14 protein-coding genes and 1 tRNA gene are annotated in these 17,007 nt (G+C 41.1%); 7 read left to right on the forward strand and 8 right to left on the reverse strand.

Going from position 1 to position 17,007, the window contains the following annotated elements:
* The first annotated feature begins 108 nt into the window (after positions 1 to 108).
* On the forward strand, positions 109 to 1,290 hold the full coding sequence (locus PL9214_RS28610) for a HetZ-related protein (protein WP_072722701.1): 1,182 nt from the start codon (positions 109 to 111) through the stop codon (positions 1,288 to 1,290).
* 174 nt (positions 1,291 to 1,464) lie between these two features.
* Positions 1,465 to 2,232, forward strand: coding sequence for a PHP domain-containing protein (locus PL9214_RS28615; protein ID WP_139295195.1), 768 nt, complete (start codon positions 1,465 to 1,467; stop codon positions 2,230 to 2,232).
* 392 nt (positions 2,233 to 2,624) lie between these two features.
* Here PL9214_RS28615 and PL9214_RS28620 read toward each other — a convergent pair whose 3' ends face one another.
* The 4 genes from PL9214_RS28620 to PL9214_RS28635 form a co-directional block, all read right to left on the reverse strand.
* Complete coding sequence (locus tag PL9214_RS28620) at positions 2,625 to 3,362, reverse strand: response regulator transcription factor (RefSeq protein ID WP_072722702.1); 738 nt, start codon at positions 3,360 to 3,362, stop codon at positions 2,625 to 2,627.
* A gap of 183 nt (positions 3,363 to 3,545) precedes the next feature.
* Positions 3,546 to 4,940 carry an argininosuccinate lyase gene (gene argH, locus PL9214_RS28625; protein ID WP_072722703.1) on the reverse strand — a complete coding sequence of 465 codons (1,395 nt, stop codon included), beginning with the start codon at positions 4,938 to 4,940 and terminating at the stop codon, positions 3,546 to 3,548.
* A gap of 605 nt (positions 4,941 to 5,545) precedes the next feature.
* Positions 5,546 to 6,370 (reverse strand): nucleoside triphosphate pyrophosphohydrolase, encoded by an 825-nt coding sequence (mazG, locus tag PL9214_RS28630; protein WP_072722704.1) that lies wholly within the window; start codon positions 6,368 to 6,370, stop codon positions 5,546 to 5,548.
* A gap of 42 nt (positions 6,371 to 6,412) precedes the next feature.
* Positions 6,413 to 7,084 (reverse strand): metal-binding protein, encoded by a 672-nt coding sequence (locus PL9214_RS28635; RefSeq protein WP_072722705.1) that lies wholly within the window; start codon positions 7,082 to 7,084, stop codon positions 6,413 to 6,415.
* Positions 7,085 to 7,160: 76 nt separating this feature from the next.
* Between PL9214_RS28635 and PL9214_RS28640 the strand changes: the two genes are divergently transcribed.
* Positions 7,161 to 7,232 (forward strand) — tRNA-Val (locus tag PL9214_RS28640).
* A gap of 290 nt (positions 7,233 to 7,522) precedes the next feature.
* Here PL9214_RS28640 and PL9214_RS32875 read toward each other — a convergent pair.
* The 4 genes from PL9214_RS32875 to PL9214_RS28655 all read right to left on the reverse strand — a co-directional run bounded on the left by PL9214_RS32875 (position 7,523) and on the right by PL9214_RS28655 (position 11,410).
* A complete protein-coding gene (locus PL9214_RS32875; protein ID WP_281250381.1) occupies positions 7,523 to 7,651 on the reverse strand; it encodes a hypothetical protein in 129 nt (42 codons plus the stop codon).
* A 124-nt stretch (positions 7,652 to 7,775) separates the two neighbouring features.
* The gene (locus PL9214_RS28645; RefSeq protein WP_072722706.1) at positions 7,776 to 9,167 is read right to left on the reverse strand and encodes a serine/threonine-protein kinase; all 1,392 of its coding nucleotides are present in this window, start codon (positions 9,165 to 9,167) and stop codon (positions 7,776 to 7,778) included.
* Between the two features lie 122 nt (positions 9,168 to 9,289).
* Positions 9,290 to 10,324, reverse strand: a complete 1,035-nt coding sequence (locus tag PL9214_RS28650; RefSeq protein ID WP_083580242.1) for a LysR family transcriptional regulator — start codon at positions 10,322 to 10,324, stop codon at positions 9,290 to 9,292.
* A gap of 96 nt (positions 10,325 to 10,420) precedes the next feature.
* On the reverse strand, positions 10,421 to 11,410 hold the full coding sequence (locus PL9214_RS28655) for a LysR family transcriptional regulator (protein WP_072722707.1): 990 nt from the start codon (positions 11,408 to 11,410) through the stop codon (positions 10,421 to 10,423).
* A 131-nt stretch (positions 11,411 to 11,541) separates the two neighbouring features.
* Between PL9214_RS28655 and PL9214_RS28660 the strand changes: the two genes are divergently transcribed.
* The 4 genes from PL9214_RS28660 to ndhD1 all read left to right on the forward strand — a co-directional run bounded on the left by PL9214_RS28660 (position 11,542) and on the right by ndhD1 (position 16,942).
* Entirely contained in the window at positions 11,542 to 12,255 is a 714-nt protein-coding gene (locus PL9214_RS28660; protein ID WP_072722708.1) for an NnrU family protein, read from the forward strand.
* A 48-nt stretch (positions 12,256 to 12,303) separates the two neighbouring features.
* Positions 12,304 to 12,681, forward strand: a complete 378-nt coding sequence (locus PL9214_RS28665) for a thioredoxin family protein (RefSeq protein WP_072722709.1) — start codon at positions 12,304 to 12,306, stop codon at positions 12,679 to 12,681.
* A gap of 259 nt (positions 12,682 to 12,940) precedes the next feature.
* Positions 12,941 to 14,995: an NAD(P)H-quinone oxidoreductase subunit 5 gene (locus tag PL9214_RS28670; protein ID WP_072722710.1), complete on the forward strand. Its 2,055-nt coding sequence runs from the start codon at positions 12,941 to 12,943 to the stop codon at positions 14,993 to 14,995.
* A 360-nt stretch (positions 14,996 to 15,355) separates the two neighbouring features.
* On the forward strand, positions 15,356 to 16,942 hold the full coding sequence (gene ndhD1 / locus PL9214_RS28675; protein WP_072722757.1) for a photosynthetic/respiratory NAD(P)H-quinone oxidoreductase subunit D1: 1,587 nt from the start codon (positions 15,356 to 15,358) through the stop codon (positions 16,940 to 16,942).
* Positions 16,943 to 17,007 lie beyond the last annotated feature (65 nt).

The following is a 17,007-nucleotide window of genomic DNA, read 5'->3' on the forward strand; positions in this document are numbered from 1 at the left end:
CAAAGGGCTGCTTCTACTATTCAAAGTGTAGAGAGTTGAATCAGGAAACACCAAACCGCCTTTCACTCTCGCCTTCTGTACACCGTGCTTTACCCCAGGACATCCATCATGTTTGCACAAGAAATTTCTATTCAAGATTCTCAAGTTACCCTCAATTCTATTAATCCTCAAGCCTTAGCTCAAATCTTATTACAAGAATTGCAAACAACGGTCAAAACCCTTCCCGCTAGTGGTCGGGCGGTGACGCTGCGGATGGCCTTAGAAGTCGAACGCATTTGCGAAAAAAGCAACCGCATTCAAACCTCTGGCGAAGTGCAAACCTGGCAACTCAGTTTAGCTCGTCATCGCTTGCAAAAGTGCTTAGAATATTACAAACTCGGTTCTCGTCAAGGTCGGGTAGAACTCCATTCTAATTTAGCCGCGATGGTGTACCGTCACGTTGCTTCCTTTGAGTCTCAGTTAAGCTTTCAAGCTCGTTACAACTTAATTGAAGATTTTCTGCAAGGGTTTTATGTCGAGTGTTTACGGGCTTTCCGTCGGGAACACGTTATGGAAGCCGACTATACTCCTCGCACTCGTTTAGAATTAGCAGAATACATGGCATTTACCGAACAGTATGCCAAACGTCAAATTGGTTTACCCGGTCGCAACCGTCAACGGTTAATTGTATTACGCGCCCAAGGGTTTGCTAAAGGTCAACCTCCTGAAACGTCTATGGATATTGAATTAGCCGTTGAAGGGGGCAAAACCGAAGAAGCGGAAGCTCAAAGTCGGACATCGGCGATGCAGCAAATTCGGGAAAAAATGGTATCTGAAACTCCTGACCCGGCTGAAAGTGTTTTACGCGATCGCGTTATTTCTGAACTGGTTCAATATTTAGAATCTCAAGGACAAAGTGATTGTGTCAAATACTTAACCTTGAAAATGCAAGATCTCCAAGCTTGCGATATTGACAAAGCCATGGGGTTAACGGCCCGTCAACGGGACTATCTGCAACAACGGTTTAAATACCACGTTGAAAAATTCGCCCGGTCTACCAACTGGAAACTCGTCCATGAATGGTTAGGGGCGGATATTAACCAAAAATTGGGGATGAATAGCCAACAATGGGAAACCTTTCAAGCTCAATTATCCGCCGATCAACAAACGTTACTGCAACTCAAAGCAACTCAAGAAAGCGATAAAGCGATCGCATCTGCCCTGAAATGTACTCCCAAACAAGTCCAAAAACGTTGGGCTAAACTCCTCGACATGGCTTTCAACTACCGTAACACCGAGGCCTTAGCATAATGGGAACTTGTGTTAGGAAACAAGGAAACCCTCAACACCTTGTTCCCTGTTCCCTATTTCCTTATATAAGATTTTTAAATTGAAAATTGGTCAATCTTAAGGCTGTCTTGTCGCAACTACCGAGTAAATTCGATACAGTAGATTACAGTAACAGTTTATTAAGATTAAGACGCTATGAGTGTTAATCTAACTTCAGCTTCTGAACTTTTGTCGAGGTGGTTTCACATCCAGACCGGATATGTGGAATCATCGTTATTGATACCTCCTGCCCAAAATAGGTTAGCACTGCAACAGGTCTTTCAAACCTTGAATGCCAGAAGTTGCCCAACGTCCTATAACTTTCACCTCCATACCCGACGTTCAGATGGCCAACTTGAACCGGATGAAGTCATGCAACAGGCGATTGATATTGGGTTAAAAGGACTGGCTATTACAGATCACCATACAACCCAAGGGTACAAAGAATCACAACAGTGGTTAGACAACTGGAAACAAAACCATCCCGAACTTGCGAATACAGCCCCTCAGTTATGGACAGGGGCAGAAATTAATGCTCAGTTATTGGGTGTAGATGTCCATATTTTGGGTTATGCTTTTGATCCTGATGCAGCTTGTCTGCAACCCTATCTGCAAGGTGATGCGGCTTTTTTAAAAACCGATGCCTATTATGCTGAAAACGTGATCGCTGCTATTCAAGGAGCAGGAGGGTTGGCTGTTTTAGCTCATCCAGCCAGGTATCGTCGTCCTTTCACTGAATTGATTGCAGAAGCGGCTCGTTTGGGAATAGATGGCATTGAAGTGTATTATGCCTATCGCCATACGAACCCTTGGTCACTTAATACAGAAATCGTCAACCCAGTTAAACAGTTAACCGATAGCTATGGTTTACTAAACACCTGTGGCACCGACACTCATGGTCGTGATATCTTACTTCGGATTTAAGTAATGATGCCAGTTCCTCAAATGTTGAGACAGGAGAGTTTTCCCTATTCTAAATAGGGTTCGACATTTTTTGGACGAACCCTATGCTTTGAGTTAATAAAAATACAAGAAGTAACTCAGGATTTCTGCTAATCATGCTTCAGTTAATTTTTCCCCCCTATAGAAAGTTAAACTCCACCTTTGAGGATCATCATTCCTAAAATTCCCATGAGAAGAATAAAGAACAGAACACTCATCCCGATGGATTGTTGTTCAGGTTGGGTTGAAGGTTTAGACACTTTCATCATCACTAAAAATGATAAGCTCTACTCCCTTACAGTAACAGATCTATATAACTTTTGAAGCAGAATCCTTATAAATTGTAAGTTTATGTAACCTTTCTTCAATATTCCTTATTCGGTTAAACCATGTTCAAGAGCATAACGCACTAATTCTGTCCGGCTATTCGTTCCCGTTTTGGTAAACAGACGACTGACATATTTCTCAACATTGCGAACACTGGTTTCTAAATTACGGGCTATTTCTTTATTCATTAATCCCTTTGCGACTAAATCTAAAACACTTTGCTCACGCGGCGTTAAATCAATTTTAATCGGGGCGGGGGTTTGATGAATTCCGCTTTTGCCTTTTAACATATTTTCAATGCGAGCAATTTGACCTGCTAATGTAGCAATATCTGGATTTCCATCCCCGGTACTACTCCGCAAAGCAGCTTGTCTTGCTAATAAATTTTTGACAATAACCACTAATTCTTCAGGATCAAAGGGTTTGGATAAATACGCATCACATCCAGCTTGATACCCTTGAATGCGATCACTTTTCATGCCTTTAGCAGTTAGAAAAACAACGGGTAACGCTTTGAAACGAGGGTCTTCCCGCATTTGTTGTAAAAATTGATAGCCATCGACTCCCGGCATCATAATATCAGTAATGACTAAATCAGGAAGATTTTGTTGCAACAATTCCCATCCTTGTTTAGCATTACTCGCCACATCAACGGTAAAGTTACTATCTTCTAAATAAGCTTGTACCGCTTCTCGCAGTCCCGGTTCATCGTCCACTAATAACAATCTAGCGGGAACTTGGGAAACTTCAGCCTCAGATGCAGGAGGATTGATTGAACTCGACATCAGATTAACCTAAATTCAACGTTTTTTTCACTTTAGCGAAAATTTTAATTCAATTATACTGATCCAAAGGACGGTTTTTACTTCCTTAACCGTACTTGATAAAATTATAAGATTATGTAAATGCAAAGAACGATCGCCTATTTTCTGGATCTGCGATCGCTCTTTCTCGTTTACCAAATAATATCAACAATTATTCAACCGTTGACGCGCATTTTCTAACGCTTGTTTTACCTGATTAAACCCAGTTCCGCCATAACTATTTCGAGCCGAAACCACTTGACGAGGTGCGATCGCTTCATAAATATCTGCCTCAAATTGAGGATGTAATTCTTGCCATTCTGCTAAGGTTAAATCCTTGAGTAATTTCCCGGCTTCTAAACAAGTTCTGACCACTTTTCCCACTAAATTATAAGCTTCTCGGAAGGGAATTCCTCGTGCGGCTAAATAATCCGCAACATCCGTTGCATTCGAGAAATCTTCCGCCACTGCTTCTGCTAAACGGTTAGTCCGAAATTCTATTCCTTCTTCCATTAAAATCGTCATGGATTCTAAACTGCCTTTCACCGTTTTAACTGCATCAAATAAAGCTTCTTTATCTTCTTGCAAGTCCTTATTATAGGCTAAGGGTAATCCTTTCATAATCACTAATAACCCTTGTAAATGCCCAAATACCCGCCCGGTTTTTCCCCTTACTAATTCAGGAATATCCGGGTTTTTCTTTTGTGGCATAATACTAGAACCCGTTGAACAGCTATCAGTCAAGGTCACAAAACTAAATTCCTGAGAAGCCCAAAGGGTAATTTCTTCTGCTAAACGGCTCAAATGTACCATAATTAAACTCGCAGCCGATAAAAATTCGATCGCCCAATCTCGATCACTGACTCCATCTAAACTATTAGCATAAACCTGCCCAAACCCTAATAATTCTGCACTATAATGGCGATCAATGGGAAAAGTGGTTCCTGCTAAAGCACCACTTCCCAACGGACAAATATCGACTCGTTTATACACATCTCCTAAGCGTTCCCAATCTCGATTTGCCATTTCCACATAAGCCAATAAATGATGGGCTAAACTGAGTGGTTGGGCGCGTTGGAGATGGGTATAACCAGGAATAAAGGTTTCAACATTTGTTTCTGCTAAATCTAATAACACTCGTTGAAAATCAACTAATTGTTGACGAATTTGTTGGATTTGATCTCGTAAATATAAACGGGTATCGGTTCCCACTTGATCATTCCGAGATCGCGCGGTATGGAGTTTCTTTCCTACATCTCCGACTAATTCCGTTAAACGACGTTCAACTGCAAAATGAACATCCTCCGCATCAACACCAGGGTTAAAGTTTCCGTCCCGATATTCTTGACGAATTTGTTCTAAACCGAAAACCAGTTTTTCGGCTTCTTCAGGGGTAATAATTCCTGTTTTCGCTAACATTTTGGCATGAGCAACTGATCCGGTCAAATCATATTCAATCAGTTGGATATCAAACCCAATACTAGCGTTAAACTCTGCAATGGCAGGATGCAGGGATTTTTCAAACCGTTGGCTCCAGGTTTTCGAGTTTGTTGGGGTCATATTCGGGCTTTTTCTGATTCTTTGTCAACTCTACATCTTGACATTCCCCCTAGCTGAAAGCAAGGGGATTCTTGATGGGAAATACTTTTGTCTCGGTTGCTACAAAATTACTGAAAAATTCACTAAGTTTAACAATACTATTGCTAAATTTTCTATAGTGCTACTTGAAGAGGGAACAGGGAACAGGGAACAGTAAGAAGTGAAAGAGTTTCAAGATTCACTCATTGTCCCAACTCTAAATTGAGTCATCAAGGGTGACACTGCATAAAATCTTGATTTTGTCAAGAGGCTGATTTGAAGCTTCAGGGAAACCTGGAAAAATTCGTGTTCTGTTAAAGCTCAATTGTGTCAGAAAATTATAACTTTTTACGAAAGAATGAGAGTTTTAGCCTCTATTTTGACGTTTAGACATAATAAACCCTTAACGGGTGTTTCCTTAAGTGTACCAGAACCCCCATGATTCCGTCAACTATTTGAGAGTAATTTTCAATAAAATATCAAAATTTCCTGACATTATTTTCAATAATAAAATTTTCTATATAAATAAAAAGTTTTATCTAATCTATAATGGCATCTGGGTGGGGTCTCCCCACCCCTACAACGGATTATTTTTTGGCTAGGATGGCTTTTGCTTGTTGCCAGAGGGCATCAAGTTCTTCTAAACTGTATTCTGAGAAGGGGCGATCGCAAGCTTCCTCAAGTTTTGATAACCGTTGAATAAAGCGATGATTGGTTTCATGTAATCCCATATAGGGATCTAAATCATGCCAACGAGCTAAATTAATTAAGACAAATAAAATATCACCTAATTCCGCCTGTTGATGCTCTTTATCCGTTCCTTGAATGGCTTCTTTAAATTCTCCGACTTCTTCGTCAAATTTATCCCAAACTCCCTCAACATTATCCCATTCAAACCCAATAGCTGCGGCTTTTTTAGAAATTTTCATTCCTGCCATTAGGGGGGGTAATTGTCGCGCATAACGGCTTAATTTAGAACTTAAATTCTGGGTTTCAGGTGTTTCTCCTTGTTCATTGGCTTTGATTTCTTCCCAATTTTGTCGAACTTCTTCCACACTATTAACCTCTACGTCACCAAAAACATGAGGATGACGACGAATTAACTTTTCAGTAATATTATTAGCGACATCTGCTATTGAAAATTGTTGAGTTTCGCTGGCAATTTGAGCTTGTAAAATTACTTGTAATAATAAATCCCCTAATTCATCTACAATGGCCTTTTGATCACCACTGCGAATAGCATCAACCACTTCATACGCTTCTTCAAGAATATAGGGAATTAACGTTTCTGGAGTTTGTTCTAAATCCCAAGGACATCCCCCCTCTGGCGATCGCAATTTAGCAACCACATCGATTAAATTTTGTAAGGCAATTAAGTTAGGAGTTAAAGTCATATTTTCAGCGTTGTTCATTACAAATACCTCTATTGTGATCTAAAACCAGGGTAAAAAACTTTATTTCTTAGAACGACGAGAAGATTTTTTAGAAGTTGTTGAATTTGATTTTGAACGTTGGGGTTTAATGGGGGGAAGTTCCACAGAAGCAGTTTTAGAAACTGAGCGTTTGCGTTTTTTCGGTTGTTCAGGTTCTAGGGTAGGGCGAGAAGTTTCTCCTGTTTTTAGCCATTTTCTAAATTCCTTATAAAACGAGTTCGACCAATCACTAAAAGAATGGCTCATTGCTCCCATTTCTAATCCTAAATAAACCGCAATACATTCTCTGGGATAACGGGAGAGGGAACTTAAACTATTTTGAGCAATTTCTAAAGGATTTGAGGAAATCAGCCCTAAATATTCTGCAATTAGTAATCCCAAAAGCCCAATTAAACCAAGACCACCCCCTAAATAAAGAATCCTCAACGCCGTACCAATAAACGGCCCATGCGATAAAAAGGAGCGATGACGTAAACTATTTTGATAGGGAACCCAGAACCATCGCAACAGTCCCCAGCGTTGAAACTGTCGGGAGTCGATATCTAAATCTGGCCCAAACATTAACCCACTAAACAGGAAACTTCCTGTCACCAGAAAGGTTAAGTGACTGCTGCGAGTTTGGCTCCAGGTCAAACCCGCAATAAACGGTAAGCTCCAAAGGGTAATACGGTCGTGGGTTTGACCAGAGGGCATGGGGGATGAAAATTAAAAATTGCTAATAGGGTTGTGCTTCTAAAAGTTTATGTTATAATAAATTAATGTGTGAATCGGGCGGTTAACTCAGCGGTAGAGTGCTTCCCTTACAAGGAAGAGGCCACAAGTTCGAATCTTGTACCGCCCATTATTGATTATAAACTTGTAAGCCTTTCATTATAAGGGAAGCACTCTACACTGAGTTAACAGCCCTTACTTGTATCCAGTTAGTTATTCTTCAAGGATACAAGATAGATACAAGTTTGACAGTAACCCTTCACATCACCTTTACCCTTACCGGGGCTATCAACTTTCAGATTTACTTCCAGTTGTATGTACTTAGGGAAGTCAGCAGAACTTTTTGCCGGCAGTAAAAATTTTCTCCCCAATCCGTAAGCTCAAAAATGGCTCTCCTGTACCTATGGTGATAAGTAAATCTTATAAAGAAAGACAAGCTAGTAGCTTTTCACGCATCATCTCAAAATTTTTGAAGCCATAGCTTTGACAAAGAATTAATAAGTCTAATTTAAGAACAATAAAACTTTCTTGTTCTTGACAAGTGAACACCGTAATATTCGCTTATGTTGAGCAAACGCTCTAGTTGAAAGTCCATATTCAGTCGGAGTGTAAAACGTAGCTTACGCTACATTTTACACTATTTATTGAGGAGAGCCGTTTTTTCATCCTAGGTTTATAAAATTCGCTGTAGAATCAGATAAACTAACCGAAATAAAGCGGTGACAGCCACAGCGAATATAGCCGTTATTAAAGGAACTATGATTAAAATCAAATAAAATTTGAGTTTTAATAAAATAAAATATAAAATTCCAATCGATATAAAAGGGATAATAATAAAATCAATTCCTCTTTCAATCCAATGGTGATATTGAGCCAATATTAATCCACTCAAACCGACTAAAATTAAAACTAATAGTAGAATAGGGTTAATATTAAAAACCTTAAATAAGGCAAATCCTAAGCAACTGAAAACCCCTAATTCAAACCCGGTAAACGCCGCACCCGATAGCAATTCTAAGGGAGAAGCAAAACGATTACTGACAGCAGGTTGTAGTTGGGTTGTGCGAGGAGAAACCACAGGAGATGGAACTGGGGAAGGTTGAGGAATGGCTAGAATAGAAGGGGGATTTAAAGCACTTAAAACTTGGGGAGCGGAACCAAAGCGATCGCTCGGTGTCGGTAATAACATTTTATCTAAAATTGCAGCTAATTCATCGGAAACCGAAACAAATTGTTTCCATCGCCATTGATCACTATAACTATCAAATAACTCTTGGGGTTCTTTTCCGGTTAATAATACCAGACAAGTTGCCGCCAACGCATATAAATCTGTTGAAGGAAAGACCGTATATCCTCGCATTTGTTCAGGGGGAGCGAACCCTAATGAATAAATTCCCGTCGAGGTTCCCCCCGGACTTTGGGTGACTTGTTTAACCGCCCCAAAATCTAATAAATGTAAACGACCTTGATAATCCCGCATAATATTAGAGGGTTTAATATCTCGATGAATCACATCATGATCATGAACAAATTCCAGAATTTTGAGAATTTCTTCTAACACTTCTTGAACTTCTGCTTCTGAAAATTGTCCTTTTGCAGCGAGTTCCGTTTCTAAGTTTTCGCCATTAATATATTCTTGAACAATATAAAAAAATTGTTGGGGTTTCGAGGAATGCCATCCCGGTGCTTCTAAGGGAAAATAGGCAAATAAATCGGGAATTTGGGGATGTGTATTGCCCAACTGTTCCAACACATGAGCTTCTCGTTCAAATAGCATTTGTGCTGTTGCTAATTGTTGAGAATTGAAATCTGAGGAGGGTTGAAATTGCTTAACAACACAATATTTAAGGGTGGGAGATCGACGATCTTTGGCTAGAAATGCCGTCCCAAATCCCCCTTTTCCTAATAATCTTTCTGGGAGATACCGACCATCTAAAATTAACGGCATTCCACAGGTTGTACAAAATTTTTGCTGCACCGTTTTGAGGGTCATTTGATCCTCTAAATCTATAAAATTATTGCGATCAGCACCCAAACAACCTGGACGAGTACAGTAAATTTTCATAGGATTTTGCAGAAATAGGGAACAGGAAATCGTTATTATTTTTCCATTTTTTGATAAAAATAATGATCATTCAGGATGCTTTTTTAAAAGGAGATTTCGGAAAACCCTAGCAATTTTCAGAATTAAAGTTCTGGTTCCTGGGGATCGTTTAAATCGGAAGGGGGAATAAAGGTGTCAAACGCTGTCGATTTTTTAGCTGCATTTTGAGAAACCTCTTGAGTGTTTAACATCCAATCTTCGGGGGTAAATAAAGGTAAAATATCCCGACTAAAGGCTTCAGCCGCCTTGGATTGATAGCGATTAGGATTAACAATAACTGAAAGCATTCGTTTGACCACAACATCTTCAATCATAACTCGGTGTAAAACGTTCATTTGTAGTTCTTTTTCAATCGCCGAAGTCGAAACAAATGCAGCCCCTAATCCCGCTTGTACCGTATTTTTAATCGCTTCAATAGAATTTAACTCCATTTCCACTTTCAGACAACGGGGGTCAATTTCACATCGGGTTAAAACTTGATCAATGACTTTGCGAATGGTTGACTGAGAATCCAAAGCAATAAATTGTAGTTGATACAAATCTTCTTTTTGAATTGTATTTAATTGGGCGAAGGGATGGGACGGAGGAATAATTAAGGCTAATTCATCTTCAACATAAGGTTGAATCGTTAACGCATCTTGTAATTCCGGTGGAACTTCTCCCCCAATAATCGCTAAATCAATTTGTCCATTCGATACACTCCAAGCCGTTCTTCGAGTTGAATGAACGTGTAACTGTACCGCCACATCAGGATATTTTTCGCGAAATAATCCAATCATGCGTGGGAGTAAATAGGTTCCGGTGGTTTGGGATGCACCCACAATTAATGTTCCGCCTTGAAGATTTTGTAAATCCTCGATCGCGCGGCAGGTTTCCTGACATAAACTCAGGATTTTTTCGCCATAATTCAAAAGTAGATGTCCGGCTTCTGTTAATTTTGCTCTTCGTCCTCCCCGATCAAATAAAGGAACACTTAACTGTCGTTCTAAATTTTGCACTTGTAAACTAATGGCGGGTTGAGACACATATAAACTATCCGCGGCTCGCTTAAAACTTCCCTCAGCCGCGATCGCTTTGAGAATGCGTAATTGATCTAAGGTAAAAGGAACATCTGTCATTGTTGGAAAGGGTAAAAAATTTAGGTTAAAATCCTGTAGAGAATTAGAGCATTACCTCAGCACTAAATCTCACCAGTTAGAAAAAATGGGATAAAATTAATCCGATAAAGGCAATGCCGTATAGTCCAGAGGATGCTGGATATCAATAGAATGTTGGTTAAAGTTAGGGCTGGCAAATTTAGGTAAAATTTCATTGGTAAACGCTTCAGCCGCCTTTGATCGATAGCGATTGGGATTATAAATCACAGATAAAGTTCGTTTAACAATGACTTGATCAATTTTAACGCTTTGGATCACTCCCATTTGCAATTCTTTTTCAATGGCAGAGGTAGACACGAACGCGACCCCTAATCCCGACTGAACGGCATTTTTAATCGCTTCAATAGAACTCAGTTCCATTTCTAATTTAAGCTGGGTGGTATCAATTCCACACCGCGTTAAAACTTGATCAATGACTTTACGAATGGTGGATTGAGAATCCAAAGTAATGAATTTTAACTGATATAAATCCTCTTTGAGAATGGTTTCTTGTTGGGCAAATTCATGGGAAGTTGGAACAATCAACGCCAGTTCATCCTCAGCATAGGGAACAATTTCCAACGCCTGAGCCAGTTCCGGGGCAATTTCACCCCCCACTATCGCTAGGTCAATTTGTCCATTCACCACACTCCAAGCGGTGCGTCGTGTCGAATGAACGTGTAACTGTACCGAAACATCGGGGTATTTTTCCCGAAATAAACCGATCATCCGGGGGAGCAAATAGGTTCCGGTGGTTTGAGACGCCCCAATGATCAAAGTTCCCCCTCGCAGATTTTGTAAATCGTCAATGGCGCGACAGGTTTCTTGACACAGGGACAAGACTTTTTCACCATAACTGAGGAGCAGATGACCTGCTTCGGTCAGTTGAGCGCGACGTCCCCCGCGATCAAATAAGGGTACATTTAACTGTCGTTCCAGATTTTGTACCTGGAGACTGACAGCCGGTTGGGAGACGTACAAGCTATCAGCAGCGCGTTTAAAGCTGCCTTCAGCCGCAATGGCTTTGAGAATGCGTAACTGATCTAAAGTGAATGGAAGGTCAGACATATTCCTCAACCTCGGTAAAATCAGGAAGCGTGATGGCTATTAGGTTTGGGGATCAAGTTCTTTCAGCATACTGCGGGATGATCTGTATTGAAATTAACTTTATTATCTAACTAAATCGAGAAGAGGTAAAAATGTCCGAGAATTGGCTGACTCCGAGCCATTTTGTCATGGTTGGGTTACTGTTGGGATTTGCGATCGCCCATAGTGGGTTAGCAGCATTACGGCCTTGGGGAGAAGCGAAAATTGGCCCGCGATTCTATCGAATTTTATTTGCGTTAGTGAGTATCCCCTTTGCCACCGTCCTGATTATCTACTTTTTTAATCACCGTTATGATGGATTACAGTTGTGGTCTGTGCAGGATGTTCCCGTTGTTAAACCCATTGTTTGGGTGTTATCAGCGATTTCCTTTATTTTTCTGTATCCGGCCACCTTTAATTTGTTAGAAATTGCCGCCATTGCTAAACCGGAAGTTCATCTGTATGAAACGGGAATTATCAGGATTACCAGACATCCGCAAATGGTGGGTCAAGTGATTTGGTGTATCGGTCATACCTTGTGGATGGGAACCAGTTTCACCTTGTTAACCTCCCTAGGGTTAGTTTTGCATCATTTATTTGCAGTTTGGCATGGCGATCGCCGTTTGTTCGCTCGTTATGGACAATCCTTTGAAACCGTGAAATCTCGGACTTCTGTGATTCCCTTCTTAGCCATTGTCCAAGGTCGTCAAACCTTTGAATGGAAGGAGTTTTTTCGCTGGGCTTATTTAGGAGTCGGTCTTTTTATTCTCCTACTCTGGCAAGCTCATCCACTATTAATTCGTGCCACAGGTAACGTAGACTGGTAGCATGATCCCAGGGATATAAAAACATTCATTAATAAAATTCGAGGGATCATGCTATTGTCCGTCAGTGAGCAGATGTTTACGCAAGAAGTTCTCGAAGCTTCTACTCCCGTGCTTGTGCATTTTTGGGCGCCTTGGTGTGGACTGTGTAAGCTGATTATGCCTCAACTGCGTCAATTCCAAGAGGACTGGCGGGGCAAAGTCAAGCTGGTTGCTGTTAATGCAGATCAAAGTTTAAAATTAGCCACCACCTATCGCCTACAAACGTTGCCAACTTTGATTGTTTTTGATCGAGGCCAAGTGTTATATCGACTCGACCATTTCCAAGGACGAGAAGATTTACGTCGTAGTCTGGATTCGTTTATGGTGAGTTATCAAAGTTGTCAACAAACTCGCCAAACCCAAGAAGTTTTACCCTTGGAAGCTTGAATCAGTTATCAGTTATCAGTTATCAAGTATCCGCATCATCAGTTATCAGTTATCAATTATTAAGGCAATTAACCTTAGATACCTAACTCCCACCTCCTGTAAACCCTAGTCTATTGTTTGGTGAAGTCTGCCCTACACATCCTGAGTTAAGACTTCCTCAGAAAGATTTCAGGAATTTTTACCCATAAGGTTCATACTCTATGTCAAAATTATCAACAGTTTTGGCAAGTTCATTAAGAACTATAAAGTTGACATTGTTATGGAACCTCTCTATCAATATGCCTGGTTAATTCCCGTGTTGCCCCTATTAGGTGCAGCGCTGGTTGGAATTGGGCTAATTTCCTTCAACACCGCCACTAATAATTTGAGACAAGTTTGTTCAACCTTTCTCGTCTCGCTGTTAGGGGCATCAACGGTACTCGCTTTCGCCCTATTGTGGAGTCAACTCCAAGGTCATGCGCCCTACACCCATATCATTGAGTGGGCAGCAGCAGGGGACTTTAGACTGACGATGGGTTATACCATTGACCATCTAGCGGCGGTAATGCTGGCGATTGTAACGACGGTAGCATTTCTCGTCATGATCTATACCGATGGTTACATGGCCCATGACCCCGGTTATGTACGATTTTATGCCTATCTGAGTTTATTTAGTTCTTCCATGTTGGGGCTAGTGATTTGCCCGAACTTAATTCAGGTTTATATTTTCTGGGAACTGGTGGGGATGTGTTCCTACCTGTTAATTGGGTTCTGGTACGACCGCAAACCTGCCGCTGATGCTTGTCAGAAGGCATTTGTCACCAACCGGGTTGGTGACTTTGGCTTACTGTTAGGAATGTTAGGAATTTATTGGGCCACCAATACCTTTGATTTTGGCTTAATGGGAGAACGTCTCGAACACGCCGTCGAAACGGGTTCCCTCAGCATGGGTTTAGCAACCTTCTTGGGAGTATTAGTCTTTCTTGGCCCCGTTGCTAAGTCGGCTCAATTTCCCCTGCACGTTTGGCTTCCCGATGCCATGGAAGGCCCGACCCCGATTTCGGCATTAATTCACGCCGCCACGATGGTCGCCGCCGGAGTGTTTTTAGTCGCCCGGATGTATCCCGTTTTTGAAGGGTTCCCAACGGTGATGAATATCATCGCCTTTACAGGTTGCTTTACGGCCTTTTTGGGGGCAACTATTGCTTTAACCCAAAATGACATTAAGAAAGGGTTAGCGTATTCGACGATTTCCCAACTGGGTTACATGGTAATGGCCATGGGAGTAGGAGCTTACAGTGCTGGACTCTTCCACCTGATGACCCATGCTTATTTTAAAGCTATGTTATTCCTGTGTTCCGGTTCAGTGATTCACGGGATGGAGGCTGTTGTTGGACATGACCCGATTTTAGCCCAGGATATGCGTCTGATGGGCGGGTTACGCAAATATATGCCCGTCACCTCCGCTTGTTTCTTAATTGGAACCTTAGCGATATGTGGAATTCCCCCCTTTGCGGGTTTTTGGTCTAAGGATGAAATTCTCAGTAATGCCTTTGCTGCGAACCCGATGTTGTGGTTAGTCGGTTGGTTAACGGCTGGGATGACTGCCTTCTATATGTTCCGAATGTATTTCATGACCTTTGAAGGCAAATTCCGAGGCAATGATAACACGATTCAAAACAGTTTATTAGCGGAAGCCAACGGCTCCCAATTTGCCTTTGGCCCTGGGGCGATGAACCCGGAAGAGTTAAACCAAGGTCATGATCACGGTCATAGCCATGATCCCCATGAGTCCCCCATTACGATGACCTTACCGTTAATGTTGTTAGCGGTTCCTTCAATATTAATTGGGTTTGTGGGAACGCCCTTTAACAATATATTTGAGTTGTTTGTTCATGCTCCTGGGGAAAGCCTCAAACAGGTTCAGGAACATCTGGCGGAATTTGACTTAACGGAATTTTTGATTATGGCCGGAAGTTCCGTTGGTATTGCCTTAGTGGGGATTACGATTGCCTATTTAATGTATTTGGCAGGTAAAATTGATCCGGCTGCGATCGCTAAACAATACCAATCCCTCTACAATTTCTCGAAAAACAAATGGTATCTCGACGATATCAACGAGGTGCTATTTGTTCAAGGTAGCCGTCGGTTAGCCCGACAAGTGATGGAAGTAGACTATCGTGTTGTGGATGGGGCTGTTAACCTGACCGGGTTAGTCACTCTGGTTACGGGAGAAGGCTTAAAATACCTGGAAAATGGTCGTGCCCAATTCTACGCTCTGATTGTATTCGTCGCCGTCCTCGGCTTTGTTGTGTTCTCAGGAATTACCGGATAAATCCTCTTCTGAGCGGGGTTTCTCCTCCCCTGACGGTTAAGGGTCAATAGTTAACAATCAAGCTGAAATTAAGAAAGGTTAAATTTCTGTTCTAAATATTGATTCTTGTTTAACAATAGAAATCATGAATTTAGAAAGGAAAATTTTTAACCTTTCTCTGAACTTTATTAGAGGGAAGGTAAATTTAAAGTTTTCCTTTTTAGGGATAACAATAAATTGATCTTCCCTTTAATAATCTAACTTCTGAATTCTACAAATAGGGACTTCATTGACAGCATAACACGGCGCAAATCTTTATTAAGAATTAAGACTATTTTGACTTAATTCTTAATTCTAAGTTCTTTATTCATGACCGAAACTATGGAAAATTTTCCTTGGCTAACAACGATTATCTTATTTCCGATTGTAGCCTCCCTACTCATCCCGATTATTCCCGATAAAGATGGAAAAACCGTGAGATGGTACGCCTTAATTGTGGGGCTAATCGATTTTGCCTTTATTGTTTATGCCTTTAATACGGGATACGATCTGCATACACCCGGTTTACAATTAGCTGAAAAATATGCTTGGGTTCCCCAAATTGACTTAAATTGGTCTGTAGGGGCAGATGGTTTATCCATGCCCTTAATTATTTTAACCGGATTTATCACCACTTTAGCAATTTTAGCAGCTTGGCCGGTTACGTTTAAACCCAAATTATTCTATTTCTTGATGTTGGCAATGTATGGCGGACAAATTGCCGTTTTTGCCGTTCAAGATATGTTGCTTTTCTTCCTGGTTTGGGAGTTAGAATTAGTTCCGGTTTATCTAATTTTATCGATTTGGGGTGGGAAAAAACGTCTCTACGCTGCAACCAAATTTATTCTCTATACAGCAGGAGGTTCCCTCTTCATTTTAGTCGGTTCCTTAGCCATGGCATTCTATGGGGATACTGTTACCTTTGATATGCAGGCGATCGCGGCTAAACATTATCCACTGAATTTACAACTGTTATTATATGGTGGGTTCCTAATAGCTTATGGCGTAAAATTACCGATTTTTCCCCTGCATACTTGGCTACCGGATGCTCACGGAGAAGCGACCGCTCCCGCCCATATGTTACTAGCAGGAATTCTATTAAAAATGGGGGGGTATGGGTTATTAAGAATGAATGCCGAAATGTTACCCGATGCCCATGCAACTTTCGCCCCTATTTTAGTTATTTTGGGTGTGGTTAATATTGTCTATGCGGCGTTAACATCTTTTGCTCAACGAAACCTGAAACGGAAAATCGCTTATTCGTCAATTTCCCACATGGGGTTTGTATTAATTGGGATAGCCTCTTTTACCGATATTGGGGTAAGTGGGGCAATGTTACAAATGGTTTCTCACGGGTTAATTGGAGCAAGTTTATTCTTCTTAGTCGGCTGTACCTACGACCGCACCCATACATTAATGTTGGATGAAATGGGTGGGGTTGGTGTCAAGATGAAGAAGGTCTTCGCCATGTGGACAGCGTGCAGTATGGCATCCTTAGCCTTACCGGGGATGAGTGGATTTGTTGCCGAATTAATGGTGTTTATCGGGTTTGCAACTAGCGACGCTTATAACTCCACCTTTAAAGTCATTGTGATTCTATTAGCAGCCGTTGGGGTAATTTTAACGCCCATTTATCTGCTGTCGATGTTGCGTGAAATTCTCTACGGCCCCGAAAATAAAGAGTTAGTAGAACATGAAGAACTGGTAGATGCAGAACCCCGTGAAGTGTTCATTATTGCCAGCTTATTAGTGCCCATTATTGGCATTGGGTTATATCCCAAAATATTAACCCAAATCTATGATTCCACAACCACACAGTTAACGGCTTTATTACGTCATTCTGTTCCGACGTTAGCGCAAAAAGCCCCAGAAGTTAAACCGAATAAATGGAAATTCTTCTCTTTGAGTGCGCCTAAAATTGGCAATTAGTTAGTCATCAAATAGTGATTTCATAAACCTGATTTCTTGAAGAAATCGGGTTTCTTTTTATTGGC

The sequence above is a fragment of the Planktothrix tepida PCC 9214 genome (assembly GCF_900009145.1).
Taxonomy (GTDB): Bacteria; Cyanobacteriota; Cyanobacteriia; order Cyanobacteriales; family Microcoleaceae; genus Planktothrix; species Planktothrix tepida.

Bases quoted from the DNA above. Each gene is read 5' to 3' on its own strand.
- PL9214_RS28610 (WP_072722701.1), top strand. From the start codon at position 109: ATGTTTGCACAAGAAATTTCTATTCAAGATTCTCAAGTTACCCTCAAT.
- PL9214_RS28615 (WP_139295195.1), top strand. From the start codon at position 1,465: ATGAGTGTTAATCTAACTTCAGCTTCTGAACTTTTGTCGAGGTGGTTT.
- PL9214_RS28620 (WP_072722702.1), bottom strand. From the start codon at position 3,362: ATGTCGAGTTCAATCAATCCTCCTGCATCTGAGGCTGAAGTTTCCCAA.
- argH (WP_072722703.1), bottom strand. From the start codon at position 4,940: ATGACCCCAACAAACTCGAAAACCTGGAGCCAACGGTTTGAAAAATCC.
- mazG (WP_072722704.1), bottom strand. From the start codon at position 6,370: ATGAACAACGCTGAAAATATGACTTTAACTCCTAACTTAATTGCCTTA.
- PL9214_RS28635 (WP_072722705.1), bottom strand. From the start codon at position 7,084: ATGCCCTCTGGTCAAACCCACGACCGTATTACCCTTTGGAGCTTACCG.
- PL9214_RS28645 (WP_072722706.1), bottom strand. From the start codon at position 9,167: ATGAAAATTTACTGTACTCGTCCAGGTTGTTTGGGTGCTGATCGCAAT.
- PL9214_RS28650 (WP_083580242.1), bottom strand. From the start codon at position 10,324: ATGACAGATGTTCCTTTTACCTTAGATCAATTACGCATTCTCAAAGCG.
- PL9214_RS28655 (WP_072722707.1), bottom strand. From the start codon at position 11,410: ATGTCTGACCTTCCATTCACTTTAGATCAGTTACGCATTCTCAAAGCC.
- PL9214_RS28660 (WP_072722708.1), top strand. From the start codon at position 11,542: ATGTCCGAGAATTGGCTGACTCCGAGCCATTTTGTCATGGTTGGGTTA.
- PL9214_RS28665 (WP_072722709.1), top strand. From the start codon at position 12,304: ATGCTATTGTCCGTCAGTGAGCAGATGTTTACGCAAGAAGTTCTCGAA.
- PL9214_RS28670 (WP_072722710.1), top strand. From the start codon at position 12,941: ATGGAACCTCTCTATCAATATGCCTGGTTAATTCCCGTGTTGCCCCTA.
- ndhD1 (WP_072722757.1), top strand. From the start codon at position 15,356: ATGGAAAATTTTCCTTGGCTAACAACGATTATCTTATTTCCGATTGTA.